Annotated in this window: 24 protein-coding genes and 11 tRNA genes; 28 read left to right on the top strand and 7 right to left on the bottom strand. The window is 37.8% G+C overall.

All coding sequences use genetic code 11. The features are described from left to right. Positions 1-145 precede the first annotated feature (145 nt). Together H0173_RS04405 and H0173_RS04400 are read left to right on the top strand one after the other, a co-directional pair. Entirely contained in the window at positions 146-1228 is a 1083-nt protein-coding gene (locus tag H0173_RS04405) for a D-alanine--D-alanine ligase (protein WP_221844974.1), read from the top strand. Between the two features lie 129 nt (positions 1229-1357). After that, on the top strand, positions 1358-2731 hold the full coding sequence (locus H0173_RS04400; protein ID WP_221844973.1) for a UDP-N-acetylmuramoyl-tripeptide--D-alanyl-D-alanine ligase: 1374 nt from the start codon (positions 1358-1360) through the stop codon (positions 2729-2731). A gap of 219 nt (positions 2732-2950) precedes the next feature. On the opposite strand, the gene H0173_RS04395 is transcribed toward H0173_RS04400, so the two are convergent. From H0173_RS04395 to H0173_RS04385, 3 genes are read right to left on the bottom strand one after another with little or no spacing between them, the layout of a single operon-like run. After that, complete coding sequence (locus H0173_RS04395) at positions 2951-3214, bottom strand: hypothetical protein (protein WP_221844971.1); 264 nt, start codon at positions 3212-3214, stop codon at positions 2951-2953. After that, positions 3192-3752, bottom strand: coding sequence for an RNA polymerase sigma factor (locus tag H0173_RS04390; RefSeq protein WP_396021179.1), 561 nt, complete (start codon positions 3750-3752; stop codon positions 3192-3194). The genes H0173_RS04395 and H0173_RS04390 overlap by 23 nt, the downstream gene beginning before the upstream one ends. Next, the gene (locus tag H0173_RS04385) at positions 3742-4110 is read right to left on the bottom strand and encodes a group-specific protein (RefSeq protein WP_221844969.1); all 369 of its coding nucleotides are present in this window, start codon (positions 4108-4110) and stop codon (positions 3742-3744) included. Before H0173_RS04385 ends, H0173_RS04390 begins: the two co-directional genes overlap by 11 nt. 197 nt (positions 4111-4307) lie before the next feature. Here H0173_RS04385 and H0173_RS04380 point away from each other — a divergent pair, with 197 nt between their 5' ends. Continuing rightward, positions 4308-5672, top strand: coding sequence for a globin-coupled sensor protein (locus H0173_RS04380; RefSeq protein ID WP_221844967.1), 1365 nt, complete (start codon positions 4308-4310; stop codon positions 5670-5672). Positions 5673-5906: 234 nt separating this feature from the next. Here the strand turns inward: H0173_RS04380 and H0173_RS04375 are convergent, their stop codons facing one another. Continuing rightward, complete coding sequence (locus H0173_RS04375; protein ID WP_221844965.1) at positions 5907-7598, bottom strand: methyl-accepting chemotaxis protein; 1692 nt, start codon at positions 7596-7598, stop codon at positions 5907-5909. A 216-nt stretch (positions 7599-7814) separates the two neighbouring features. Between H0173_RS04375 and H0173_RS04370 the strand changes: the two genes are divergently transcribed. Continuing rightward, complete coding sequence (locus H0173_RS04370; protein ID WP_221844963.1) at positions 7815-8519, top strand: alpha/beta hydrolase; 705 nt, start codon at positions 7815-7817, stop codon at positions 8517-8519. Positions 8520-8917: 398 nt separating this feature from the next. Beyond that, entirely contained in the window at positions 8918-10396 is a 1479-nt protein-coding gene (gene cshA / locus H0173_RS04365; protein ID WP_221844956.1) for a degradosome RNA helicase CshA, read from the top strand. Between the two features lie 28 nt (positions 10397-10424). Here cshA and H0173_RS04360 read toward each other — a convergent pair whose 3' ends face one another. Beyond that, a complete protein-coding gene (locus H0173_RS04360) occupies positions 10425-10832 on the bottom strand; it encodes a VOC family protein (RefSeq protein ID WP_221844954.1) in 408 nt (135 codons plus the stop codon). A gap of 244 nt (positions 10833-11076) precedes the next feature. Here H0173_RS04360 and H0173_RS04355 point away from each other — a divergent pair, with 244 nt between their 5' ends. Together H0173_RS04355 and H0173_RS04350 are read left to right on the top strand one after the other, a co-directional pair. Then, positions 11077-11556, top strand: coding sequence for a PH domain-containing protein (locus H0173_RS04355; RefSeq protein WP_221844952.1), 480 nt, complete (start codon positions 11077-11079; stop codon positions 11554-11556). Beyond that, positions 11549-12979 carry a PH domain-containing protein gene (locus H0173_RS04350; protein WP_221844950.1) on the top strand — a complete coding sequence of 477 codons (1431 nt, stop codon included), beginning with the start codon at positions 11549-11551 and terminating at the stop codon, positions 12977-12979. Before H0173_RS04355 ends, H0173_RS04350 begins: the two co-directional genes overlap by 8 nt. 31 nt (positions 12980-13010) lie before the next feature. Here the strand turns inward: H0173_RS04350 and H0173_RS04345 are convergent, their stop codons facing one another. Beyond that, the gene (locus H0173_RS04345) at positions 13011-13598 is read right to left on the bottom strand and encodes a rhomboid family intramembrane serine protease (RefSeq protein ID WP_221844948.1); all 588 of its coding nucleotides are present in this window, start codon (positions 13596-13598) and stop codon (positions 13011-13013) included. 146 nt (positions 13599-13744) lie between these two features. Between H0173_RS04345 and acpS the strand changes: the two genes are divergently transcribed. The 9 genes from acpS to H0173_RS04300 all read left to right on the top strand — a co-directional run bounded on the left by acpS (position 13745) and on the right by H0173_RS04300 (position 21728). Continuing rightward, positions 13745-14098 carry a holo-ACP synthase gene (acpS, locus tag H0173_RS04340; protein WP_221845261.1) on the top strand — a complete coding sequence of 118 codons (354 nt, stop codon included), beginning with the start codon at positions 13745-13747 and terminating at the stop codon, positions 14096-14098. Positions 14099-14341: 243 nt separating this feature from the next. Beyond that, complete coding sequence (locus H0173_RS04335) at positions 14342-15349, top strand: LolA family protein (protein ID WP_221844946.1); 1008 nt, start codon at positions 14342-14344, stop codon at positions 15347-15349. 164 nt (positions 15350-15513) lie between these two features. Then, entirely contained in the window at positions 15514-16683 is a 1170-nt protein-coding gene (alr, locus tag H0173_RS04330; RefSeq protein WP_221844944.1) for an alanine racemase, read from the top strand. A 215-nt stretch (positions 16684-16898) separates the two neighbouring features. Then, a complete protein-coding gene (locus H0173_RS04325; RefSeq protein ID WP_151537474.1) occupies positions 16899-17180 on the top strand; it encodes a CopG family ribbon-helix-helix protein in 282 nt (93 codons plus the stop codon). 4 nt (positions 17181-17184) lie between these two features. Next, the gene (ndoA, locus tag H0173_RS04320; protein WP_066301680.1) at positions 17185-17535 is read left to right on the top strand and encodes a type II toxin-antitoxin system endoribonuclease NdoA; all 351 of its coding nucleotides are present in this window, start codon (positions 17185-17187) and stop codon (positions 17533-17535) included. Positions 17536-17832: 297 nt separating this feature from the next. Continuing rightward, positions 17833-18177: an STAS domain-containing protein gene (locus H0173_RS04315; RefSeq protein ID WP_221844942.1), complete on the top strand. Its 345-nt coding sequence runs from the start codon at positions 17833-17835 to the stop codon at positions 18175-18177. Beyond that, on the top strand, positions 18161-18634 hold the full coding sequence (gene rsbW / locus H0173_RS04310) for an anti-sigma B factor RsbW (RefSeq protein WP_221844941.1): 474 nt from the start codon (positions 18161-18163) through the stop codon (positions 18632-18634). Before H0173_RS04315 ends, rsbW begins: the two co-directional genes overlap by 17 nt. Beyond that, positions 18612-19409, top strand: coding sequence for an RNA polymerase sigma factor SigB (gene sigB, locus H0173_RS04305; protein ID WP_221844939.1), 798 nt, complete (start codon positions 18612-18614; stop codon positions 19407-19409). Before rsbW ends, sigB begins: the two co-directional genes overlap by 23 nt. Before the next feature lie 141 nt (positions 19410-19550). Continuing rightward, entirely contained in the window at positions 19551-21728 is a 2178-nt protein-coding gene (locus H0173_RS04300; protein ID WP_221844936.1) for a Tex family protein, read from the top strand. Between the two features lie 46 nt (positions 21729-21774). Here the strand turns inward: H0173_RS04300 and cmpA are convergent, their stop codons facing one another. Further along, positions 21775-21888, bottom strand: coding sequence for a cortex morphogenetic protein CmpA (gene cmpA / locus H0173_RS04295; RefSeq protein WP_221844935.1), 114 nt, complete (start codon positions 21886-21888; stop codon positions 21775-21777). Between the two features lie 126 nt (positions 21889-22014). Between cmpA and H0173_RS04290 the strand changes: the two genes are divergently transcribed. From H0173_RS04290 to H0173_RS04235, 12 genes are all read left to right on the top strand, one after another. Next, positions 22015-22488 carry a SprT family protein gene (locus H0173_RS04290; protein ID WP_221844933.1) on the top strand — a complete coding sequence of 158 codons (474 nt, stop codon included), beginning with the start codon at positions 22015-22017 and terminating at the stop codon, positions 22486-22488. 157 nt (positions 22489-22645) lie between these two features. After that, positions 22646-22720 (top strand) — tRNA-Asn (locus H0173_RS04285). A gap of 4 nt (positions 22721-22724) precedes the next feature. Beyond that, positions 22725-22815: transfer RNA gene (locus H0173_RS04280), tRNA-Ser, on the top strand. Positions 22816-22828: 13 nt separating this feature from the next. Then, positions 22829-22900 (top strand) — tRNA-Glu (locus H0173_RS04275). Positions 22901-22930: 30 nt separating this feature from the next. Next, positions 22931-23007 (top strand) — tRNA-Asp (locus H0173_RS04270). An 11-nt stretch (positions 23008-23018) separates the two neighbouring features. Further along, positions 23019-23093 (top strand) — tRNA-Gln (locus H0173_RS04265). A 19-nt stretch (positions 23094-23112) separates the two neighbouring features. After that, positions 23113-23188 (top strand) — tRNA-Lys (locus H0173_RS04260). Positions 23189-23250: 62 nt separating this feature from the next. Beyond that, positions 23251-23335 (top strand) — tRNA-Leu (locus tag H0173_RS04255). 62 nt (positions 23336-23397) lie between these two features. Continuing rightward, a tRNA-Leu gene (locus tag H0173_RS04250) sits at positions 23398-23483 on the top strand. A gap of 60 nt (positions 23484-23543) precedes the next feature. Next, a tRNA-Arg gene (locus H0173_RS04245) sits at positions 23544-23620 on the top strand. 4 nt (positions 23621-23624) lie between these two features. Continuing rightward, a tRNA-Pro gene (locus H0173_RS04240) sits at positions 23625-23701 on the top strand. Between the two features lie 20 nt (positions 23702-23721). Then, positions 23722-23795: transfer RNA gene (locus H0173_RS04235), tRNA-Gly, on the top strand. Positions 23796-23919: the final 124 nt, after the last annotated feature.

Below are 23919 nucleotides of genomic sequence, written 5' to 3'. Positions count from 1 at the left end.
ATATCCATGTTTTATACATACACATAATGTAATGGGCGGAGTTTTGTAAAAAATTCCTCAAGAAAACACACCTTAATCACTCCCTTTCTTAATTCACTAAGTGGTAAAATAGGAAAGTGATTGAGAATGGAGGTTCATATTATTTATGAAAACGAAAGTTGGATTATTATATGGCGGTAAATCCGCAGAACATGAAGTGTCTATGCAAACAGCTATGGCTGTTATTAAGGCGTTAGATTTAGAGAAATTTGAAATTTATCCTATTTATATATCAAAGGACGGAGAGTGGAACAAAGGTCCTCAGCTTACGGGTCCTGTTTCGAGTGTAAAGGAACTGGCATATTCAAACCATGAAGCACTGCCTCCAACTGCTCTTGCTCCTGCATTGTTTAAAGCGACAGAAGCGGAAAAGAGCTCATTTGATGTTATTTTCCCGCTTTTGCACGGACCGAATGGGGAAGATGGAACTGTTCAGGGACTCCTTGAGCTTCTGAATCTTCCGTATGTGGGAAATGGTGTTCTATCCTCTTCCGCTGGAATGGATAAAGTCATCATGAAAAATATTTTTGCTCAGGCTGGACTTCCTCAGGTGAAATATGTTTGGTTTATCCGCAGTGAGTGGGAAAAGTCGAACGACGATGCATATGACAAGGTTGAAAAGGAATTAGGCTATCCTTGCTTTGTTAAGCCAGCGAACCTAGGGTCAAGTGTCGGTATTAGTAAATGTACAAACAGAGCTGAATTAGAAAGAGCCTTCATAGAAGCTTTTCAATTTGACCGCAAGATTATTATTGAAGAAGGGGTTTCTGCTAGAGAAATAGAGGCAGGCGTCCTTGGAAATGATAATCCTGAATGCTCTGTAGCTGGTGAAATAGTGCCGAAAAAGGAATTTTATGATTATAAAGCTAAATATGAAGATGGAAATACAGCATTGATTATTCCAGCAGAAATTACTGAGTCTGAGTACAATGAACTGAAGGAAATGGCCATTCGTGCGTTTAAAGCATTAGATTGTTCAGGGCTTGTAAGAGCAGATTTCTTTTTAACAAGAGAAGGAAAATGGTTTATCAATGAGGTAAATACAATGCCTGGCTTTACTCCATTTAGTATGTTCCCGCTTCTGTGGAAGCATAGTGGAGTTGAATATCCTCAGCTTATTGAGCGGCTTGTGAATTTAGCTATTGAAAGATATGAGGAAAAGCAGCATATTAAATATACAATGGAATAAATGCAAAAAAGAATTTTATCATGTATAGTAGACACGGCGTATTAGCCGTGTTTCTTCTATACATAAAGCATAACTAATATTTATATTGTAGATAGCTGAGTTTATTCGCTAGTCTATGAGGAGGTACCCATGATAAGAAAAACGCTTAAAGAGATTACCGAGATGATTCAGGTGGAAAATGATCTCTCTGTTTTTCACGATAATGAAATAAACGGTGTAAGTATCGATTCTAGAAAAATCCAGCCTGGACATTTATTTGTCCCATTTAAGGGTGAAAATTTCGATGGTCATCAATTTGTTGAGGCGGCCATAAAGCAGGGAGCCGGAGCAGCCCTGTGGCAAAAGGATATCCCGAATCCTCCCATTCATTTACCAATATTAATTGTTGAAGATACATTGATAGCTTTACAAGAACTGGCTAGAAGTTATAGACATATGTTAGGCGTACGAATTGTTGGAGTTACAGGAAGCAATGGAAAAACAACAACAAAGGATATGACAGCAAATCTGCTTTCTGTTCAATATAAGGTTCAAAAAACAGAAGGTAATTTTAATAATGAAATTGGTTTGCCTTTGACTATTCTTGATCTTGATAAGGATACAGAGATTGCGGTCCTTGAGATGGGGATGAGCAGCAGGGGAGAAATTGATTTTCTAACTCGTTTGGCCGAGCCAGAGGCAGCGATTATTACAAACATTGGGGAGTCACATCTTCTTGATCTTGGCTCAAGAGAGGGAATTGCTGAAGCGAAATTAGAAATAATTCATGGTCTTAAGGAAAAAGGGGTAATTACTTATTATGGTGATGAACCTTTGCTACATGATAGGCTATCGGATTATGAAGGGAATATCCAAATCAAAACATTTGGCAGAAGCGGAAAAAACGATATTTTTCCTGTTGATATTAAACAGAATGACACTGGAAGTACTTTTAAAACAAATGTTACGGATATAGAGTTTAAGCTTCCGGTTCTTGGAACTCATAATGTATTAAATGCTTTAGCAGCCATGACAGTAGCCAGTCATTTTGGAGTTCCATTTGAACGGATGAATGAAGGTTTTTCTGAGCTGAAGCTAACCAATATGAGAACCGAGCTTTTACAAGGAAAAAAAGGAGAAAAAATCATTAATGATGCTTATAATGCAAGTCCCACATCTATGCATGCGGCGATAGAGCTTCTTTCACATCTACCGGGATATAAAAATAAAATTCTTGTTCTTGGGGATATGCTTGAGTTAGGGCCGCAAGAAGAGGAATTTCATTTAAAAATGGGTGAATCAATCGATCCTCAAAAAATTGATTTTGTTTTTACGTTTGGAAAACTAGGAGAATTAATTGCTGAAGGTGCAAAAACGAAATTGCCTTCTGATCGGGTCTTTGCCTTTACTGAAAAGCAAGCACTTATAGAGAAGCTTGAAAAGATTGTCAATGAGGAAACGATTGTTTTAGTGAAGGCGTCAAGGGGTATGAAGCTTGAAGAAGTTGTGACAGCACTTCAATAAAAAACTGTTACAATGAAAATTAATGAAATTATTAAACAGCATAAAATGATGAATAATATTTTATGCTTTTGTTATTTCGGATGAAGTTGTGATAATAAGAGGGAGAAGTGGTTCTCTTGTTAAATGCAATTTTTGAAAATCCTTTTGTGAAATAATAATTAACGGAAGTTGTATTATGTAGAAATAAATCCCTGTTCCATGTGGAACAGGGATTTATTTCTACAAGCTAACTTTAATAAATTGTAAGAGAAAGAAGATGAATCCTAAAAGAATCGGAGAAATTGCAAGAACAGTTAGATTGCCAGCATGATTAATATAGCGCTCAAACGGATTATTAGCTGGAGAACCAAGGTATCTAAAAAAGCGGTCTATTTTATTCTTTTTCAGCGGAATATCCGGAACATCGAACTGGTCAGAGTCTAAATGCCATTTTAAAAAAGGGTCTACTTTTACCGAATCGTTATTTTGTTTTTCTTTGTCCATCTGCTTCCACCTCCAAATATGTGCGTAATGTTTTTAACGAATGATGAAGTCTTGATTTTACGGTACCGATTGGAATATTGATAATTTCTGAAATTTCGGCATGGGACATGTCATGATAGTAGCTTAGAATGATAACAGCTCTTTGACTTTCCGGTAATTTCATTATAGCTTCCCTAATGGTTACTCTGTCAGTGCTTTTTATTGCGGAATCAGCATGTGGCTGAGGCACTAAAAAGGGAAGAATCTTCGTCCAACGATTTCTTCTCTGTATTTTATTTATCATTAAAGTATAGGCTATTCGAAATAAATAAGTTTTAACACTGCCTTTATCCGGATGAAAGCGATCTTTATTCCTATGCAATTTCATAAAGGCATCTTGAACAAGATCTGCACTAAGCTGTTCATCCCTCGTATAGCGAAAAAGGAAAGAGTATAACGAAGGTTTTAATAAGGTATAGAGCTTATTAAATGCTTCTTCATTTGTATTCTGCTGAATCTTTAGCATAAGAAGATTCGCCTGATGTAACTCATCCTTCATCTTTAGATATCTCCTTAAGCCCCTTTAATACAAGGGATATTCGGCTAATTAGATATAATGAGCCAACAATAACCCATGCCTGCCCCTGATTCGTAAAAAACTGGACATATGGATTTTCAATTGTTTCTCCGCCAGATATTAAGAAGTTTAAGATTTGTATGCAAATAATCGCGTAGATCGCGATAGACACCGATATCGTATCAAAAACATTCCAGCGAAAAAGAATCTTAGACTTTTGAAAATTAATTTTCCGATTTTCTCTAACAATATATTTTCTGTCCATCGGAATTACAATAAGCATAATGACAGTAATGAAAACACCAGAAACAATTAAAGAAATGATAAAACCGATACCCATATTTAACTCCCCTTTATTTTGCTTTTATCTCTTATACAAATGACAAAGGAAAATGGTTCAAATCTATTTTAATAATTTTTCACACAAATGCATTCACTTTTAATCAAGTAATAACTGATCAGTGACAAAAGTCATATCCAATTGTATTTTTTTCTATATATAGTTGTGATGGGGAATTTTATTAATAGGGTGATTATATGTATACAAACTCCTTCAAGTCTTTACTATTTAATGAAACGGGAGCCATTGGCTTGTTTAGAAAAAGAAATTTGAAAGAAGAAATTAAAAAAATACCACCGCAAGCAGAGAAAATTATCGCTAGTAACTACAGGGAATTAAAGGGCACCAAAGAATATCCTCAGCTATTATTTACTGGCTTAACTGAAAATGATCTTGCTAATCTTGTAGAGATGCGCTCTCTTATTGAGAAAAATGCCATGGACATCGTTGAGCATTTTTACACTAAAGTTCAAGTAATGCCAAATTTGTTGGAAATTATTCAAAAGCATTCTTCTATTGACCGATTAAAACAAACGTTTGTACAGTATCTTCTTGAAATGGTTACAGGTGAAATTGGAGAAAAATATGTAAGCAGGCGGAAAATGGTTGGCCATGTCCATAATCGGATTGGTTTATTACCCCAATGGTATATCGGAGCGTACACAATTCTACAAAATGAAATTCTGTCAGTTTTAATGAAAGAAATTGATTCTAGTGAGAGAATACATGATTATTTTACATCTTTCCAGCGTCTTTGTTCCTTTGATATGCAAATAGGAATTGAAACGTATATAGATTCCTATACATCATCGATGATGAGGATGGAAGAAATAAAGGCGTTTCAATCAGATTTAAAGGATTCAGCTGTTACACTTGCTGCAAGTGTTGAAGAGACAACTTCTGCGATCGCTGACAAGGGACATGTGGTAAAGCAAATGTTCGAAGAAATACTTGAGATGCGAGTATCATCCAAAACTTTAATGGATGAGGCAGAGGAAGGAAAGGAAGAAGTATCAAGTACATTATCAAAAATAGATAAGGTTGTTGAATTAATCTCAACAACAAATGCATTGACCTTAGAACTAAGCGAAAGTTCTGCGCATATTGGTCACGTCGTGAATTCCATTCGGGGGATTTCAAAGCAGACTAACATTTTATCTTTAAATGCAGCTATTGAAGCAGCGAGGGCAGGAGAGCATGGGAAAGGTTTCTCGATTGTTGCACAGGAAGTTAGGCAGTTGGCACGTCAAACTGAAGTAGCTCTTGATCATATTCAAGGACAAATCAGAACTGTTCAAACAACAATTGAAAAGTTTGAACAAAGCTTTCAGCAAATTGTGGGAGAAATCGATACGTACAGATTTACAAACCAAAATATGATTCGCATTTTTGAAAAGTCTATTGATGGTGTTCAAATAACTGAAAATAAAATTTCTGCATTTAGTACTTACTTAGAAGATTTCAAGAAAGCTTTTGAGGACATTTCTGTGGCATCCCAAGAAATTTCTGAAATGGCTGAGCATTTAAGTGAAATGAACAACCAATTAGCTGACAAGTTTTAGACCCACTAGGTCTTTCATAATCTCTACTCCAAAGAATCTAAAAAAACAGGACCTGATGATCCTGTTTTTTAAAAGATAAGAAAGTATAACTCTTTGACTCTGAGAAATGTCTAGCTCCAGCGCCTACCCCCTCGAGGTCACAAGCCGTTCCTCCCAGAAAGGTAAAGAACACCTTTCCGAGAGGCCCGTCTTGTGCTTGTCGGGGGTGAGCAAGGCGCTTGCACTTTTCTTATTTTATAGCTTGAATTGTTTAATTTTGTCCCTTAATCCTTCTGCCATGCTTGCTAAGTTTGATGCGGAAGCTGAAACTTCCTCAAGTGTAGCTAGCTGTTCTTCTGATGCAGAAGCAATTTCAGCTGTACTGTATGAAGAGGATTTGGCTAATTCTGTAACCTCTTCGATAGAAGTATTGACCTGCTCTGCGCTTGCGGATATTTCCTCAGATATAGCCGAAAGCTCTTGAGCTTGAGAGCTGACGGATTCAATAGAAAGTAATATTTGGTTAAATGAATTTCCGGTTTCATCAACTAGGGTTAAACCGCTCTTTACCTCATCATTTCCTTTATTGGTCATGTCTACAGCTTTAATTGTATCGGATTGAATTAATTTAATAATTTCTCCAATTTGGTTTGCAGAATTTCTGGATTGCTCTGCCAGCTTTCTAACCTCATCGGCAACAACAGCAAAACCTTTCCCGTGTTCACCCGCTCTTGCTGACTCAATAGCTGCATTAAGAGCTAGAAGATTAGTTTGTTCTGCGATATTTGTAATAACCTCAATAATGTTACCGATCTCTTTTGACCGTGCCTCTAACTTATCCATAACTTGTTTCGTTTCAGAACTTGCTTCAAAAATAAAACTCATTTGCCCGGCAACTTTTTGAAGATAATCATTTCCAATATTCGCTTGTCTAGTTGTTTCATTTACCGATTTTGCGACGGATGAGGATGATTCAGCGATTCGCTGGATGCCAACTGCAATATCACTAATTGATCGTGCACTTTCTTCTGTATTCTTTTCTTGGCGTTCAATTTTAGCAGCCACTGCTTGAAGAGATTCGACTACTTGATTTGTTGCAGAGGTCGTTTGTTCTGTGCTGGCCATTAATTCCTCCGATGATGCAGCCACCTGCTCGGATGTCAGATTCACATGCTGAATAAGCGTTTTTAAGTTATTTACCATATGGTTAAATGACTTGGCTAAATATCCTACTTCATCTTTAGAACGAATCTTCAATTCATTAATGGTCAGGTCACCGCCAGCAATGTGTTTAACATTTTCAGCGACCTTATCTAATGGCTTGATCTTAAAATAGATTAATATAAGAGTAATAATAATCGATAACATTAACAGTATTGTAGAAATGATAAGTATTGTTTGACTCCATTTTGCTGCAGCTGCAGCTTCCTCTGCCTGCTCTTTTGTGTATAATGAAAGCTCTTTGCTGAAGTCTTGTAATGGCTTTACTACTTTTTCTTTGCCGGTGTTATATGCAGGACCAAACACAATAGACCTTGCATGGTCGAAATTTCCCTCTTTAACAGAGTTCATTGCATCTTCTTCAAGAGGAACAAGCTTTTCTAAGTTATCTTGAGCTTGAATCACATATTGGAGTAAATGATCAGGTATTCGCAGCTCTTTCAGTCTAGCGATTATCTTTCCACCCGTTTTTGTCTCATTGATCTCTTTCCAATAATTGTCATAATATACCTTGCCGCCAAATTGAGTATATGACCTTACCTCGTTTGTTAAATAACTTGATGCTTCCTGTATTTGAAATGCGAGAAGCGTTAATTCTTTTTCGTTATTTAAGGTTTGAGTTTGTACCTTCATATTTTCTGAGAATGAATAAATGCTCCAGCCTGTCAAACCAATCAAAATAAAGGTTACAATGGAAATTACTTTTATTAGTGTCTTAATCTTCATGTTTTTCCTCTCCTTAAATGAAAAAGCATAGATTAGAATATATTAGCATATTATTGTAAAATAATACATTTTCCTTGTAATATCGACAGAATGTATTCATTATTTGCAAAAAAAAACGCATATATTGAATTTCATTATCTAATCTTAAAACCAGCATGCTTCCGGGAAAAAGGTGTAAAATATGAATGTTCCTAAAAAAAGCTGGTGGTGATTTTCGTGATTGGATGTTTATGTATTCATGGTTTTACAGGAGCTCCCTTCGAAGTTGAGCCGCTAGTAGCCTATTTAAAGAAACGGACAAACTGGGAAATTGCCGTTCCTACACTTCCGGGACATGGAGATATATTAAGCTTAAAAGGAATCCAATATCACAATTGGATTGAACATGCAGAACAGGAATTACAGGAGTTAATCGAAAAGTGTGAAACGGTATACGTTATTGGTTTTTCAATGGGAGGACTTATTGCCAGTTATTTGGCTGTCCATTATCCTGTAACAAAGCTTGTACTTTTAAGTGCAGCTGCTTATTACGTCAACCCTAAGCAACTGCTAATCGATATTGGCGAAATGGCAAGAGATGCTTTTCGGGGCCGTTTATCAGAAAATGAAATGTTTATGAGGTATAAGCGTAAAATCATGGCTACCCCGATTACAGCTACATTACAGTTCCGAAGACTTGTAGGGGCTGTAAGACCTATACTGAATAAAATTGAGATCCCTACCATTATTGCCCAAGGGGAATGTGATGGGGTAGTGCCGCCAAAAAGTGCACAATATTTATACCAAAGTATTGGAGCTTCAGCAAAAAAGCTCGTTTATTTAAAAGAATCAAAACATCTCATTTGTCATTGTGAGGAAAGAGAAAACCTCTTTTCTGAAATTTACCACTTTTTAATCACAAGGGAACAAGTTTCAAAATAGTTCCCTTTTTGCATGAATTGCAAACACGCTCTTATAGTGGTAGAATTATCAACAAAGTGCCAAGAGGAACTTCTTTTGAAATCCGGACATACTCCTGTTGGAGAATGTCTTTTTTCACTTTCAAGTAAGGTTAATTGGATGTGAATTTTATTTTTTTGAAACTTTTTATAGACAAATAGAAAAGGTTTTTTTAACATCTAATAAATGGCTTACACACATTCATATTATGAATAATACATAGGAGATTATCTTTGGTGGGGTCTCTGTGCATTAAATGCAGTTTAATGTTTACTTGTTTTTGTGAAAAAGTGCACTCATTGGTCAACCTCATGAGAGGACAATCTCTCATGTTAAATAAAAGAACTTAGGATTAGTGATAGTTAGAAGGAGAGAATACAGTGACAAAGTTTCAAGATTTGGGTATCAGCCCAGCAACGATGAAGTCCCTGAAACGAATGGGATTTGAAGAAGCAACACCAATTCAGGCGCAAACCATTCCGTTAAGCTTAGAAAGTAAAGATTTAATTGGACAGGCTCAAACGGGTACCGGAAAAACAGCAGCATTTGGAATACCGATGATTGATAAAATTGATCATGAAAAAGATGTAATTCAAGGAATTGTTATTGCACCGACACGTGAGTTAGCGATTCAAGTATCCGAGGAATTATACAAAATAGGCTATGGAAAAAGAGCAAGAGTCCTTGCTATTTATGGGGGACAAGATATTAACCGTCAAATCCGCGCATTGAAAAATCGCCCACATATTATTGTAGGGACACCTGGACGTATTTTGGACCACATTAACCGTAAAACATTACGCCTAGAGAATGTTCATACAGCTATTCTGGATGAAGCTGATGAGATGCTGAATATGGGCTTTATTGAGGATATTGAAGCGATTCTTGCACAAATTCCTGAAGAGCGACAAACATTGTTATTCTCAGCAACAATGCCGCCTCCAATCCAAAGAATGGCAGAGCGATTCATGAGGGATCCTCAAATCGTACGGGTTAAGACAAAGGAAGTTACAGTTCCTTTAATTGAGCAATATTATCTGGAAGTACAAGAGAGAAGCAAATTTGATATCTTAACAAGACTTCTTGACATTCAATCACCAGAGCTTGCGATTGTTTTTGGACGGACAAAGCGTCGTGTGGATGAGCTAGCAGAGGCATTAAACCTTAGAGGCTACAATGCTGAAGGCATTCATGGAGATCTAAGCCAAGCTAAACGAATTTCTGTATTACGCAAATTTAAGGAAGGCTCTATTGATGTTCTTGTTGCAACCGATGTGGCTGCGCGAGGTTTGGACATTTCAGGGGTAACGCATGTGTATAACTTTGACATCCCTCAGGACCCTGAAAGCTATGTGCACCGTATTGGACGTACGGGACGCGCCGGTAAGACAGGGGTAGCGATGACATTCATTACTCCAAGAGAAAAATCTTACCTGCAGGTTGTTGAACGAACAACGAAGAGAAAAATGGACAGAATGAAGCCTCCTACTTTAGATGAAGCACTGGAAGGACAGCAAAAGGCAGTAATCGAACGCATCCTTCAATCTGTAGAATCAAATAATCTTCAATATTATAAGCAGGCAGCTGAAGAATTATTAGAACAGCAAGATGCAACAATCATTGTTCAAGCTGTGCTAAAAATGCTAACAAAGGAGCCGGACACAACTCCAGTTAAGCTTACGGAAGAAAAACCTCTGCCTAATAAACGTGAACGAAGAAATGATGACCGCGGAAAGTCATACAGCGGGCAAAGTGGGAGACAAAAAGCACCAGTTCGATCTCGCCAAGGTTCTTCAGGAAAACGTTATAGCAACAATAATAATAACAATAATCGCAGCAATTCAAATAATTATCGTTAAGTTTGAAGAGAGCAAAGCTCTCTTCTTTTTATTTCTTTGTCATATTCAAATCCCATACTACTCCAAAAGGGTCCTGTACCTTTGCATATTTTGCTCCCCAAAAAGTATCTTGGAGCTCCATAAGTATTTTCCCTTCCCTAATTAATCGACTATAAATTGTTTGGATTTCATCTTCTGATTCAAACTCAACAACTAAGGAAATATGGTTGCCAGTTTGTACAGATCCATCTGTAAATGAATCAGATACCATTATAAGGAAGTCATCCTTTTTAAATTGTGCATGCATGATTCTTTGATCTGCATGAGGAGGAGTTGGATAATCTGCGTCACCAAAGGTTTGCAAATTCATAATTTCGCCTTCAAACACTTCTTTATAAAATTGTAATGCTTCTCTAGCGGTGCCATTGAATGTTAAATATGGTGTTGCCTGCTTCATACGATCACTCCAAACATTTTATTATTACTATTATGACCATTATATATTCTAAACAATCAAAAATAAAGAACGTATGTTCCTTGGTTGTGCAGAATTTTTTTATTAAGGAGAGTTTAGATTTTGGGTCTTATATAGTACTATTTACGTAAAATGTTTTATAACTTTATTCATTGTAAGTCACTTATGCTTATGATAATTGTTTTTATTAGTAATAATGTGTGACATGATGCATAGGAGGTTACTCATGGTTTTGGAGCCGCAGAAGAGGATATCGGAAAAAGGGCTAACGGTTTGGAGGATTTCCGGTAGCATTCAATCATTCATTACTCTTTTAATTATTGGAGGGATCATAGCCCTTACAATTATATTTAATTGGCCCTTATGGATTATAGCTGCTGCGCTATTAATCTTTGTTATTAATGTTTATTTAGTCGTAATCCTTATTCCTGCTTTAAGGTGGAAGCGCTGGCGATATGAGGTAAGGGAAAATGAAATTGAACTTCAGTATGGTGTGTTCATTATAAAAAGAACCCTTGTACCAATGATTCGAGTCCAGCATGTTGATACACGGCAAGGGCCCATATTACGTAAATATCAATTAGCTACTGTCACTGTATCAACGGCTGCAACCGTGCATGAAATACCAGCTTTAGATATGGAAGAAGCAGAAGAGCTTAGATACTTTATCTCGAAGCTAGTAAGGGTGGCTGATGATGATGTCTGAGCCAAAAAGACTTCACCCTATTTCAGCGGTTGTAAATTTTTTAAAGCAATTAAAGGAACTGATTATCCCTTTCTTTGTTTTTGTTGTTTTTGGAAGCAAGAATGGAAGTTTTCAATTCATTATGTCAATCGTTGTTATTATCATCATTTTAATTCTCGGTATTATTTCATGGCTGAGATTTACGTATCGTTTAGAAGAAGGAGAACTTAGAATTGAATATGGTGTTTTTATTCGAAAGAAAAGGTATATCCCTTTTGAACGCATTCAAAGCCTTGATTTATCGGAAGGGATTTTACAGCGTCCCTTTGGCTTAGTTAAGGTGAAAGTGGAAACGGCAGGGTCAAGTAAGGGAGAGGCTGAGGCTGTTTTGACGGCCATCACGAAGGAAGAGGCAAATTTTATTCAGCATACTCTTTTTTCGGCCAAGAATAAGATAGACGAACAGAGTACGGAACTGTTTGAAAAAAGCAGCCAGGAAGAAGACATTCTCTATAAAATTACACCTAGAGAACTATTGCTGCTTGCCTCGACTTCAGGGGGAGCGGGCGTTGTTTTTTCAGCATTTTTTGCGTTTGTATTTCAATTTGAAGAAATTATCCCCTATGAAAGATTATTTAGAGGTTTAGAGGATATCATCTCGAGTGGAGTCATTCTTGTTAGCATCCTTGTATTTATTGGTTTTTTATTTGCTTGGGTGGTTGCGTTAATAGGAACAATGATTAAGTACGCGGAATTTACTGTGAAAAAATTGGGAGAGGATCTGATCATAACGAGAGGTCTTTTGGAAAAGCGTCAGCTTACAATCCCTTTACATCGAATTCAGGCGATTCGAATAACAGAAAATGTAATTAGACAGCCCCTTGGGTTTGGAACCGTTTATCTAGAAAGTGCAGGAGGATCGGCGATCGATCAAGACAGTGCCCGAGTGATGCTATTACCGATCATAAAAAAAGACAGGGTTGCTGAAATACTTTCTCCATATTTAAAGCAATATGTCTTTGAAGCGAATATGAATCGAGCGCCGGGAAGGGCATTGAAAAGATATCTATTACGAGGAATATTATTCAGTTTACCAGCTGCGGCAATTCCAATTATTTTTTTCAGACCATGGGGGTATTTCGGACTAATGTTTGTTTTGATTTCGATGGTTTGGGCCGTTTTAAGGTTTAAAGATACCGGCTGGTCGATTGCAGATTTACAGTTAACTTTAAGATATCGGACGGTTAATAAAACGACAGTGTATATGAATCGAAATCGGATACAGTCTTTGCGCATACAAGAGAGTTACTTTCAGAGAAGAAAAGAGCTAGGCACAATTTCTGCTGTTGTCATGTCAGGGACAGGCGGCACTGGGGGCACAGTTGTTGACTTAGACAAAATGGATATACAAGAAATATATAAATGGTATTCCTATACAAAATGAAATCGTTAGGTGAAGCAGTGAAAACAAACTTTCACTGCTTTTTTAATAGTAAGAACCCTAATAAAAAACCTGCAAATATCCCGAATAAATGTGCTGTCACATTGATATTTGGCTGTAAAAACGTCATAATCAATGCGATAATGGTGATCGTTAGAATAAGCTGAGAATTGGCTTTGGACATAAGGTCCTTCCTAAATAGGTTGACAGCAGCATAAAAACCAAACAGTCCAAAAATGGCGCCGCTCGAGCCTACATGAATATAAGTTAACGGCTCTAACATAAGCGTAGCGATGTTTGCTGCAATTCCAGCTGTAAAATATACAAAGATAAATTTTCCTTTTCCTAGCATTCGCTCCAAAGCAGGACCGAAAAGAACGAGGGAAAAGCTATTGAAAAGCATATGCGGAAAATCACCATGCAAAAGAATCGGTGTAACAAGACGCCAATATTCCCCATCTGTAATATAAAGGTTAACTCCGGCAAAATTTTCATATAGCCATAAATTCGGTAATAATGGAAAAACTGAAATGATATATAGAAGAAAATGAATCAAAATAATCGTTGAAACAACAGGATAATATCGTAAAAATTCTCTAAAGGTTTCTGTTCGTGTAAACATAAGGCTCCTCATTTCTCTCCTTAATATTTCCATCATAGCCTAAAATGGATCATAACATGAAGCAAAAAAAGTCTATTAAAACTTTGGACTTGCTTTCTTATAATATTGATTATGCAAAATATAAACGAAATAGAAGGATGATCATAATGATTACTGGAATTGGAATAGATATTGTAGAGCTAAGCCGAATAAAAAAAATATACGAAAGACAAGAAAAGTTTGCTGAAAGAATATTGACTAAAAAAGAAATGGATAAATTTCAGCAATTAACACCTGAAAGAAAGACTGAATATTTAGCGGGAAGATTTGCAGCGAAAGAAGCTTTCTCAAAAGCAGTCGGGACTGGTATTGGCAAAAGCCTTTCTTTTTTAGATATTGAAATAGAAAAAGATGAAAAAGGCAAACCGTTTGTGTCCAAGCCTGTTCATCAGGGGGTCCATCTTTCTATATCACACAGCAAGGAATACGCTGTGGCACAGGTAGTGATTGAAAAAGTTTAGTGTAAAAAAGAAAAAGCTTGTCATTCAACCTAGCATATTTCGTATGGTTGTCTCATATATTCATAGTGCAATAGGAGAGACAAGGGTAGACAAGGAACTTAGTTATCTTGTTGAGCTTTAACCTCCTCCACGATTAGCGCAAAGCGGGTCAGTTTTTTAACTGGAGATATCTATACCAGTTGAAGCAGGGCTTCGTGCTGTCGCTGGACAATACACTGAATAGAGGCAAAAGGGGTTGAAGGAATGAGAAGAAAGTGGTTAATGCTGCTAATCGGGATATTGGCAGTGATAGCATTGTCTGCTTGTGGAACGAAATCCAAGGACGATGTGGTGAAGGATCTTGCTGGGAAGGCCGAGGAAATGAAGGGCTATAAGGCAAGTGCAAAGATGACATTGGAGATGGGAACGGAACCACAAGTGTATGAGATTGAAGTATGGCATAAGGCTAAATCCTATTACCGAGTCAATCTGAAAAATGCGCAGAAGGATCAAAGCCAAATGATCCTCCGCAATGATGATGGAGTATTCGTTCTTACTCCGGCTTTGAACAAAAGCTTCCGATTCCAAAGTGATTGGCCAAAAAACAGCAGTCAAGCATATCTTTATGAATCTCTGGTGAAGGATATCGTCGAGGATAAAGAGGCTAAATTTACAGCAACTAAAAACCATTATGTTTTTGAAACAAAAACAAGATACCAAAATAATCAAATGCTTCCAACACAAGAAATTACTCTGAATAAATCTGACCTATCGCCTGTTAGTGTTAAAGTTATGGATACTGATAAAAATGCTCTTGTAAAAGTGGAGTTCACAGAAGTTAAATTTAATGCGTCTTTTGATAAGAAAGACTTTGATATGCAAAAGAATATGACAGGTGCTCAGCTTTATGTTCCTGTTTTAGCTGAAGTGGGTAATGAAGAGTTTTCTGTAAAATATCCATCAGAGTTCCCAGGAGCTAACTTGATTGAGGAAAAAGAGATCGCGACAGAAAACGGGAAAAGAGTTGTTTTAACATATGATGGGGAAAAATCATTCACCATTGTACAAGAAAAAGCGGTTGTGATGCCAGTTTCCTCGTTCACAACTGTAAAAGGGGAGCCGGTAGATTTAGGCTTCACAATCGGAGCCCTATCCAATCATACAATCAAGTGGACATACCAAGGGGTTGACTATGTGATTGCCTCCAATAATTTAACCGAAGAGGAACTAGTTGAGGTTGCACGTTCGGTGCAAGAAAGTACAGTGAAATAAATCATTTTGTAAGGCTCTAATCAGAGCCTTTTTTTATGTTTTTTACAAAAAGGAACTTTCATAACATTTTGGAAATGTTTCTAAAAATTCGGGGATTTAATTGACAAATATGTCGAAGGGAGTCGATAATCGTACTTATAAAATAGAAAAAGGGTGTTCAATAAATGGTGAAAATTGCAGATTGTCAAACTGCTTTTTATCGGGATACATGGGCGGAGATTAATTTAGATCATATATTTTACAATATTGAAGGATTGAAAAAGCATATCCAAGATGATGTTAAGATTTTTGCCGTTGTAAAAGCAAATGGCTATGGACATGGGGATGCAGAAGTAGCTAAGGTGGCATTAGAGGCAGGTGCATCTTATATTGCTGTCGCAATTCTAGATGAGGCACTTTCTCTCCGAAAGAAAGGAATCACAGCACCAATTCTTGTTCTGGGAGCGAGCCGTCCGGAAGATGTTGGACTCGCATCAGAACAAAATATTACATTAACCATTTTTCAAGCTGAATGGCTTGAAAAGGCAAAACATTATATCGAAGCCTCACAAAAATTAAAGATTCATTTAAAGCTCGATACTGGAATGGGACGAATTGGCATTCGCAGCCGTGAGGAGCTTGAAATCATTGAAGACCTAGCGGCAAAAAACCCTAGTATTACGATAGAGGGTGTATTTACACATTTTGCTACAGCCGATGAACTTGATTGTTCTTATTTTAATAGGCAATTAGAGCGGTTTAAGGAAATGGTTTCATGGTTAAGGAACAAGCCTGAAATTATTCATACAAGTAACAGTGCTGCATCACTAAGATTTCCTGAAGCACATTTAAATGCAGTCAGAATGGGAATAGCTATGTATGGCCTAATGCCTTCTGTTGAAATGGAGCCAACCCTTCCTTATCCTTTAAAGCCAGCCTTTACGCTGCATACAAAGGTTGTGAATGTTAAAAAGGTAAAAAAAGGCGAGAAGATTAGTTACGGTGCGACATATGAAGCACAGGAAGATGAATGGATTGGAACATTGCCAATTGGGTATGCTGATGGATGGACAAGAAAACTCCAGGGACAGCATGTTCTTGTTAATGGGCAAAAGGCTCCGATTGTGGGCAGGATTTGTATGGATCAATGTATGATCAAGCTTCCTTATGAATTACCAGTTGGTACGGAGGTTACTCTTATTGGGCAACAAGGAGAAGAAGAAATAACGGCAGATGATATCGCCAAAACACTTGGAACCATTAATTATGAAATCACTTGTATGATGGGGTTGAGAATTCCTCGGGTATACAAGAAAAATGGGCAAGTCACAAAGATCATAAACAGCCTTCTCTAAGTTATATATAGACCATATTACATGGCCTCTTGCTAAAGGAAGCAAAAAATAATGAATGCCTAAATATTAAAGTAGGACTTTATGCATAAATGTTTTATTTTAAGGCCGATAATAGAGAAGAATTGATAAATACCCTTTGCACGGGGTCAGTTTGATGATAATATTAAAAATGGTAGATATAATATGGTGTGTAGTGATGGTGGAGGTGTTTGTTTGTGTCTGAGTCCAGCGCAACAACAGAGATTATGGTGAAATTACCGCAACATCTTGTAACCGAGTTAGATGGCTTTGTAAAGCAGGAAAACGTAAATCGGAGTGAATTCATTTATCAAGCAACCAAAATGTATTTGCGCGAACGGAAAAAGAGACAAATTCGTGAGTCCATGAGACGTGGTTATATGGAGATGGCGAAAATAAACTTGACGATTGCATCTGAAGCATTTCTAGCAGAATTCGAGGCAGAACACACAGTTGAACGTCTTGTAAGCGGAGGGTAATCCCTTGATTGTCAAACGTGGTGACGTTTATTTTGCAGACCTATCCCCAGTTGTTGGTTCAGAACAAGGTGGCGTCCGTCCAGTGCTGATCATCCAAAACGACATCGGGAATCGGTTTAGTCCCACAGTAATTGTTGCTGCAATCACTGCTCAAATTCAGAAAGCTAAGCTGCCTACTCATGTTGAAATTGATGCAAAGCGCTATGGCTTTGAACGGGATTCGGTCATCTTATTAGAACAGATACGAACAATTGATAAACAGCGCTTAACCGATAAAATAACCCATCTCGATGACGAAATGATGGAAAAAGTGGATGAAGCCGTGCAAATTAGCTTAGGTCTCATCGAATTTTAATACTAAATACGCTCTTTTCCATAAGATAAGGGCGTTTTTATTTGTGTCTATGATTTAGCAATTATTTTTAATTAAAAATAGCATTATAACATCTACCCATGGCAAGCATTCAATGCTTGCTTTTTTTTATATTCATTTATTTAAAATAGCGCTTGTACAACTTTTGGTTTTCTTTACCCGGCCAAGATTTCTGTTAAACTTATTAATATTAAATAAAAAATTTACATAAATAGGTTTATGGATACGCCAAACAGGGAAGTAAATATCCAATTGACATGCAAAAAAGGTGGGTCAGGAATGAATATATCAGTGAAAATTCAAGAGCAGGATCTTAAATTTAATGTAATGGTACAAGGTGAGATTGATGCGTTTACCGCACCGAAGCTTCGCGAACGGCTTTTTCCTTTATCTGAAAAAGCGGGTGCAGACATTACAATTGATTTATCCGGTGTTACCTACCTGGACAGCACAGGTTTAGGTGTTTTTGTAGGTGTTTTTAAAAACATACGGGCTAATGACGGCAATCTGCAGATTGTAGGGCTGTCTCAGCGTTTGATGAAGCTATTCAAGATGACAGGTCTTGCTAATATTATGAATATCTCCAGCCGGAATGAAGGTGAAGAAAATGAATCAAACGTTTGATTATATTGAACTTAAGATCCCAGCTAAAGCTGAGTTTGTGAATGTGATTCGGTTAACTCTTTCTGGAATTGCAAGCCGTATGGGTTTTTTATATGACGATATCGAGGATTTGAAGATTGCTGTTAGTGAGGCTTGCACAAATGCTGTTCAGCACGCATATAAAGAGGATGAACAAGGAGAGGTTATAGTTGGGTTTGGTTTATATGGCAACCGTTTAGAGGTAATGGTTGCTGACAATGGAAAAAGCTTTGATTTTCTTTCTGCAAGGCAAAGCATTGGGCGCTATAAACAGACTGATTCCGTAGAATATTTGCGTGAAGGAGGTTTAGGGCTATATTTAATCGAGTCTTTAATGGATGAAGTCAGAATCCATAATAAAGAGGGTGTGACGGTATTCATGATCAAATACCTAGAAGGAGAGCGGGTGGAGATGGATGCTAAAACACTCTCAACCTAATCGCAAATCAAAGGAAGAAATAAACGGGCTGATTAAAGATTATCAGCTGAACCAAAATGAAGAAGCTCTAAATACTCTTGTACTCAATTATAAAAGTCTTGTTGAATCCATTGCTCGAAAATATTCTAGGGGAAAAGTCTTTCACGAGGACATTACTCAAGTGGGCCTCATTGGGTTATTAGGTGCCGTTCGCAGATATGATGAATCCTTTGGGAAAAATTTTGAGGCATTTGCCATACCGACAATCGTGGGAGAAATTAAGCGTTTCTTACGTGATAAAACATGGAGTGTGCACGTACCCCGCCGAATAAAAGAACTTGGCCCAAAAATAAAAACAACGATCGAAGAATTAACAGTCAAGCTGCAAAGATCGCCTAAGATGAATGAAATTGCCGAGGTCTTGGATATATCAGAAGAAGAGGTTTTAGAAGCACTGGAAATAGGAAAAAGCTATCAAGCTCTCTCTGTTGATCATTCCATCGATGCAGACTCTGAAGGTGGAACGGTTACTTTGCATGATATTGTCGGACATGTTGATAAAGGGTATGAAAAGATTAATCAAATGCTTGTGTTAGAGAAAGCTCTGCACGTATTAACAGAAAGAGAAAAACAGATAATTCAATATACGTATTTAGAAAATCTGAGTCAAAAGGAAACAGGAGAAAAACTGCAAATATCCCAGATGCATGTATCCCGACTCCAAAGACGGGCAATAAAGAAACTGCAGGAAGCTATAGATAAAGATACAACCAATGAGGAAACCTTATCGAATTAAAATATTTTAGTACTTAATCTGAAGCTGCCTAATGGCTAGGTAAGCTTCTTTTTACTATTGTTGCAGAATTGGCGAGCTGTACAATCTTACGAAGGAATTTGGTAAAATGGATAACAGGACATAAAGGCTGGGGGTAAAATTTTGGAGACAACGAAAGTAAATAAGGATCAAGTTTTAGAAAAAATTGCAGCAGAACAAGCGCTATCTATTAAACAAGTTCGAAATACAATTGGCCTTCTGGAAGAGGGAAATACAGTCCCCTTTATTGCACGATATCGCAAGGAGCAAACAGGTGCTTTAGATGAGGTTCAAATTCGTGATATTATGGAGCGCTGGCAATACATACAAAGTCTTGAGCAGAGAAAAGAAGAAGTCATCCGTCTAATTGATGAACAAGGAAAATTAACGGATGAGTTGAGCATCCAAATCCAAGCTGCTGAAAAACTTCAGGAGATAGAAGATTTATATCGTCCTTATAAACAAAAACGCCGTACAAAAGCAACAATTGCAAAGGAAAAAGGGCTAGAACCTTTTGCAGAATGGGTGCTGACATTTTCATTAGCAGAATCACCTGAGGAAAAGGCGAAGGAATTCCTTTCTGAAGAGAAGGAAGTAAATACTGTTGAAGATGCTATTACCGGTGCTAAGGATATCATTGCAGAATGGGTTTCGGATGACGCAGACAGCCGGAAATGGATTCGTCAGGAAACTGCCAAAAATGGCACCATCGAGTCAGTTGTAAAGGATGAGGAAAAGGACGAGAAAAAGGTTTTTGAAATGTACTATGAATACGAAGAGCCGATTTCAAAAATTGTTCCTCACCGTATTTTGGCATTAAACCGCGGAGAAAAGGAAGAAATTTTGCGAATTAGCATCAAACCAAATACTGATTTTATCCTGAAGTACTTACATAAAAAGTGGATTAAAAATGAGAAGTCACCAGTATTGCCAATTGTTAAAGAAGCTTATGAGGATGGATATAAACGATTAATCCAGCCTTCTATTGAAAGGGAAATTCGCAATGAATTAACAGAGAGAGCTGAAGAACAGGCAATCATGATCTTCTCTGAAAATTTACGAAAACTACTGCTTCAGCCACCGTTAAAAGGAAAAGTAGTACTAGCGGTCGACCCTGCGTATCGGACAGGCTGTAAGCTGGCGGTTGTAGACGAAACAGGAAAAGTCCTAAAAATAGCAGTTATCTACCCGCATCCGCCCGTTTCCAAAGCAAAAGAGGCAAAAGCACAAATTATTGATATCATACATGCGTTCCAGGTGAAGATGATTGCGATCGGAAACGGAACAGCTTCTAGAGAGACTGAACAATTTATTGCAGATATATTAAAAGAATTAAAGGAAGAAGTGTATTACCTGATTGTTAATGAGGCTGGAGCGAGTGTGTATTCAGCATCGGATTTAGCAAGAGAAGAATTCCCAAATTTACAAGTAGAGGAAAGAAGCGCTGTTTCAATTGCACGCCGTCTTCAGGATCCATTAGCCGAGCTAGTAAAGATAGATCCGAAATCAGTTGGAGTTGGACAATATCAGCATGATGTTTCTCAGAAGAGATTATCTGAATCCCTTGCATTTGTGGTTGAAACGGCCGTTAACCAAGTCGGTGTAAATGTGAATACAGCTTCGTCTTCATTACTTCAATATGTATCAGGGCTTTCAAAAACAGTTGCCAATAATATCGTTAAGAAGCGTGAGGAAGAAGGGAAATTTTCAACTCGCAATCAGCTAAAGAAAATCCCACGACTTGGAGCGAAAACATACGAGCAAGCGATTGGATTTCTAAGAATTATTGACGGTACCGAACCGCTTGACCGAACTGGGATCCATCCGGAAAGTTATCCTGAGGTACATAAACTTCTCGATAAATTTGGGTTTACAACAGGTGATTTAGGTTCTCCGGCCCTCAAGGATTCACTAGCTCAATTGAATGTAGGTGAAACTGCTGCAGAATTAGGAATAGGTGAATTGACATTAAAGGATATTATTGAAGCACTAGTAAGACCGGAGAGAGACCCGCGGGATGATCTGCCGAAACCGCTATTAAAGAAGGATGTTCTTCAGCTTGAAGATTTACAGTCTGGAATGGAGCTTCAGGGAACTGTCCGGAATGTTGTAGACTTTGGCGCATTCGTTGATATTGGCGTAAAACAGGATGGGCTTGTGCATATATCTAAGCTAAGCAGGCAATTTGTTAAGCATCCATTAGATATTGTTTCAGTAGGAGATGTTGTAACTGTGTGGGTTGACTCTGTTGATAAAAATAAAGGAAGAGTTTCTTTAACGATGCTGAATCCTGCTGAATAAAAAGAGATTCTAAACTACTGCGCTAGGTATATGCCTAGCGCTTTATTTAAGAACAATGTTTCTTTCTGTAGAAAAACCAGCATTGATTTAATAATTTTATTGTATAACGATCCTTTTCTAAAAAAGCTCGCTGCATTTGATTTTGAAACCAAACAGGCATTTGTGTACCTCCTAGGTGTAATCTATATTCTAAATGAGGATTACAGTTTCCTTAAGTATTAAAAGGTATATATAACCTATGCTATAATAGGTTGTCATGTTCACTATTATTTGGGGAGAAATTGAAATGGATGATTTAGGTCTGCAGAAATTAGTTGAGGAGATTTCACTTCAAAGCTTTGGAAAAGCATTTAGGCATAAAGCATATTTTAATGCAAAGCTTCGGTCAACAGGCGGGCGTTATATGCTGGATACTCATAATATCGAGATAAATAGAAAATACTTAGAACAGCTTGGACATGAAGAATTAACCGGTATTATCAAACATGAGCTTTGCCATTACCATCTTCATATAGAAGGGAAAGGGTATAAGCACAGAGATTCAGATTTTAGAACTCTAATGAAGGAAGTAGGAGCTCCGAGGTTTTGTTCTCCACTCCCTGAGCGGACAAAAAATAATGTTAATGGAAAAACAATTATTTATGTTTGTTTAAACTGCGGTCAATTATTTGAGAGAAGAAGAAAAATAAATATACAAAAGTATGTTTGTGGAAAATGTAAGGGGAAATTAAAGAAAGTTAAAGAAGTAAAACATGAGTAATATCTTGAAAAATATATCTTTAAAATAAGAAAAGATTTTTTTGAAAAACTTTCTTGACTTTTAATATCTAGGTTTTTATAATAGTAAGAGTCGACAAGATGACAAGTGATGAAAACACATTGATTCCTTAAGATATCGTCGGCTCAACAATAATTATTCCGCAGTAGCTCAGTGGTAGAGCATTCGGCTGTTAACCGAACGGTCGTAGGTTCGAATCCTACCTGCGGAGCCATTATGGGGAAGTACTCAAGAGGCTGAAGAGGCGCCCCTGCTAAGGGTGTAGGTCGCGTAAGCGGCGCGAGGGTTCAAATCCCTCCTTCTCCGCCATAAATTTTGATTTGGCCCATTGGTCAAGCGGTTAAGACACCGCCCTTTCACGGCGGTAACACGGGTTCGAATCCCGTATGGGTCATTTTTAATAATATTTCTTAGAAATACATATGGTCCGGTAGTTCAGTTGGTTAGAATGCCTGCCTGTCACGCAGGAGGTCGCGGGTTCGAGTCCCGTCCGGACCGCCATGCAATTTTATTGGGCTATAGCCAAGCGGTAAGGCATCGCACTTTGACTGCGACATGCGTTGGTTCGAATCCAGCTAGCCCAGCCAATTTTTTAAAAAATATAACGAGCCATTAGCTCAGTCGGTAGAGCATCTGACTTTTAATCAGAGGGTCGAAGGTTCGAGTCCTTCATGGCTCACCACCTTAAGCAAAAAGTCGGATAGATTTATTTCTTTTTTTCTTTTTGGTTTTGGTTAAAAATATGCGGGTGTGGCGGAATTGGCAGACGCACCAGACTTAGGATCTGGCGCCGCAAGGCGTGGGGGTTCGACTCCCTTCACCCGCACCATTAAATACCAATTGAATTTTCTTTACATTCATGGTATTATAGTCTTTGTCACTTCTTGTTAAGCGGTCGTGGCGGAATGGCAGACGCGCTAGGTTGAGGGCCTAGTGGGGGCAACCCCGTGGAGGTTCAAGTCCTCTCGGCCGCACCAAAAAAGTTGTTGACAAATGATTTTAAAAAAGATATACTGTAAAAGTTACTTTTAAATAATGCGCCCGTAGCTCAATTGGATAGAGCGTCTGACTACGGATCAGAAGGTTATGGGTTCGACTCCTTTCGGGCGCGCCATATACGGGAAGTAGCTCAGCTTGGTAGAGCACTTGGTTTGGGACCAAGGGGTCGCAGGTTCGAATCCTGTCTTCCCGACCATTCAATCTTGAATAAGATTTGCGGGTGTAGTTTAGTGGTAAAACTACAGCCTTCCAAGCTGTTGTCGTGGGTTCGATTCCCATCACCCGCTCCAAAAGATAGTTCTTTGAAAACTGAACGAACAAAAACGTCAACGTTTTAGTCTTTTTATCAAAAAGACATTATGAGCTAATCAACTCACAATTCATTGGAGAGTTTGATCCTGGCTCAGGACGAAC

The organism is Bacillus sp. S/N-304-OC-R1 (genome assembly GCF_019749375.1).
Classification (GTDB): Bacteria; Bacillota; Bacilli; order Bacillales; family Cytobacillaceae; genus Cytobacillus.
This window is presented reverse-complemented; position numbering and strand designations above follow the sequence as displayed.

Bases quoted from the DNA above. Each gene is read 5' to 3' on its own strand.
- H0173_RS04405 (WP_221844974.1), top strand. From the start codon at position 146: ATGAAAACGAAAGTTGGATTATTATATGGCGGTAAATCCGCAGAACAT.
- H0173_RS04400 (WP_221844973.1), top strand. From the start codon at position 1,358: ATGATAAGAAAAACGCTTAAAGAGATTACCGAGATGATTCAGGTGGAA.
- H0173_RS04395 (WP_221844971.1), bottom strand. From the start codon at position 3,214: ATGGACAAAGAAAAACAAAATAACGATTCGGTAAAAGTAGACCCTTTT.
- H0173_RS04390 (WP_396021179.1), bottom strand. From the start codon at position 3,752: ATGAAGGATGAGTTACATCAGGCGAATCTTCTTATGCTAAAGATTCAG.
- H0173_RS04385 (WP_221844969.1), bottom strand. From the start codon at position 4,110: ATGGGTATCGGTTTTATCATTTCTTTAATTGTTTCTGGTGTTTTCATT.
- H0173_RS04380 (WP_221844967.1), top strand. From the start codon at position 4,308: ATGTATACAAACTCCTTCAAGTCTTTACTATTTAATGAAACGGGAGCC.
- H0173_RS04375 (WP_221844965.1), bottom strand. From the start codon at position 7,598: ATGAAGATTAAGACACTAATAAAAGTAATTTCCATTGTAACCTTTATT.
- H0173_RS04360 (WP_221844954.1), bottom strand. From the start codon at position 10,832: ATGAAGCAGGCAACACCATATTTAACATTCAATGGCACCGCTAGAGAA.
- H0173_RS04355 (WP_221844952.1), top strand. From the start codon at position 11,077: ATGGTTTTGGAGCCGCAGAAGAGGATATCGGAAAAAGGGCTAACGGTT.
- H0173_RS04350 (WP_221844950.1), top strand. From the start codon at position 11,549: ATGTCTGAGCCAAAAAGACTTCACCCTATTTCAGCGGTTGTAAATTTT.
- H0173_RS04345 (WP_221844948.1), bottom strand. From the start codon at position 13,598: ATGTTTACACGAACAGAAACCTTTAGAGAATTTTTACGATATTATCCT.
- acpS (WP_221845261.1), top strand. From the start codon at position 13,745: ATGATTACTGGAATTGGAATAGATATTGTAGAGCTAAGCCGAATAAAA.
- H0173_RS04335 (WP_221844946.1), top strand. From the start codon at position 14,342: ATGAGAAGAAAGTGGTTAATGCTGCTAATCGGGATATTGGCAGTGATA.
- alr (WP_221844944.1), top strand. From the start codon at position 15,514: ATGGTGAAAATTGCAGATTGTCAAACTGCTTTTTATCGGGATACATGG.
- H0173_RS04315 (WP_221844942.1), top strand. From the start codon at position 17,833: ATGAATATATCAGTGAAAATTCAAGAGCAGGATCTTAAATTTAATGTA.
- rsbW (WP_221844941.1), top strand. From the start codon at position 18,161: ATGAATCAAACGTTTGATTATATTGAACTTAAGATCCCAGCTAAAGCT.
- sigB (WP_221844939.1), top strand. From the start codon at position 18,612: ATGCTAAAACACTCTCAACCTAATCGCAAATCAAAGGAAGAAATAAAC.
- cmpA (WP_221844935.1), bottom strand. From the start codon at position 21,888: ATGCCTGTTTGGTTTCAAAATCAAATGCAGCGAGCTTTTTTAGAAAAG.
- H0173_RS04290 (WP_221844933.1), top strand. From the start codon at position 22,015: ATGGATGATTTAGGTCTGCAGAAATTAGTTGAGGAGATTTCACTTCAA.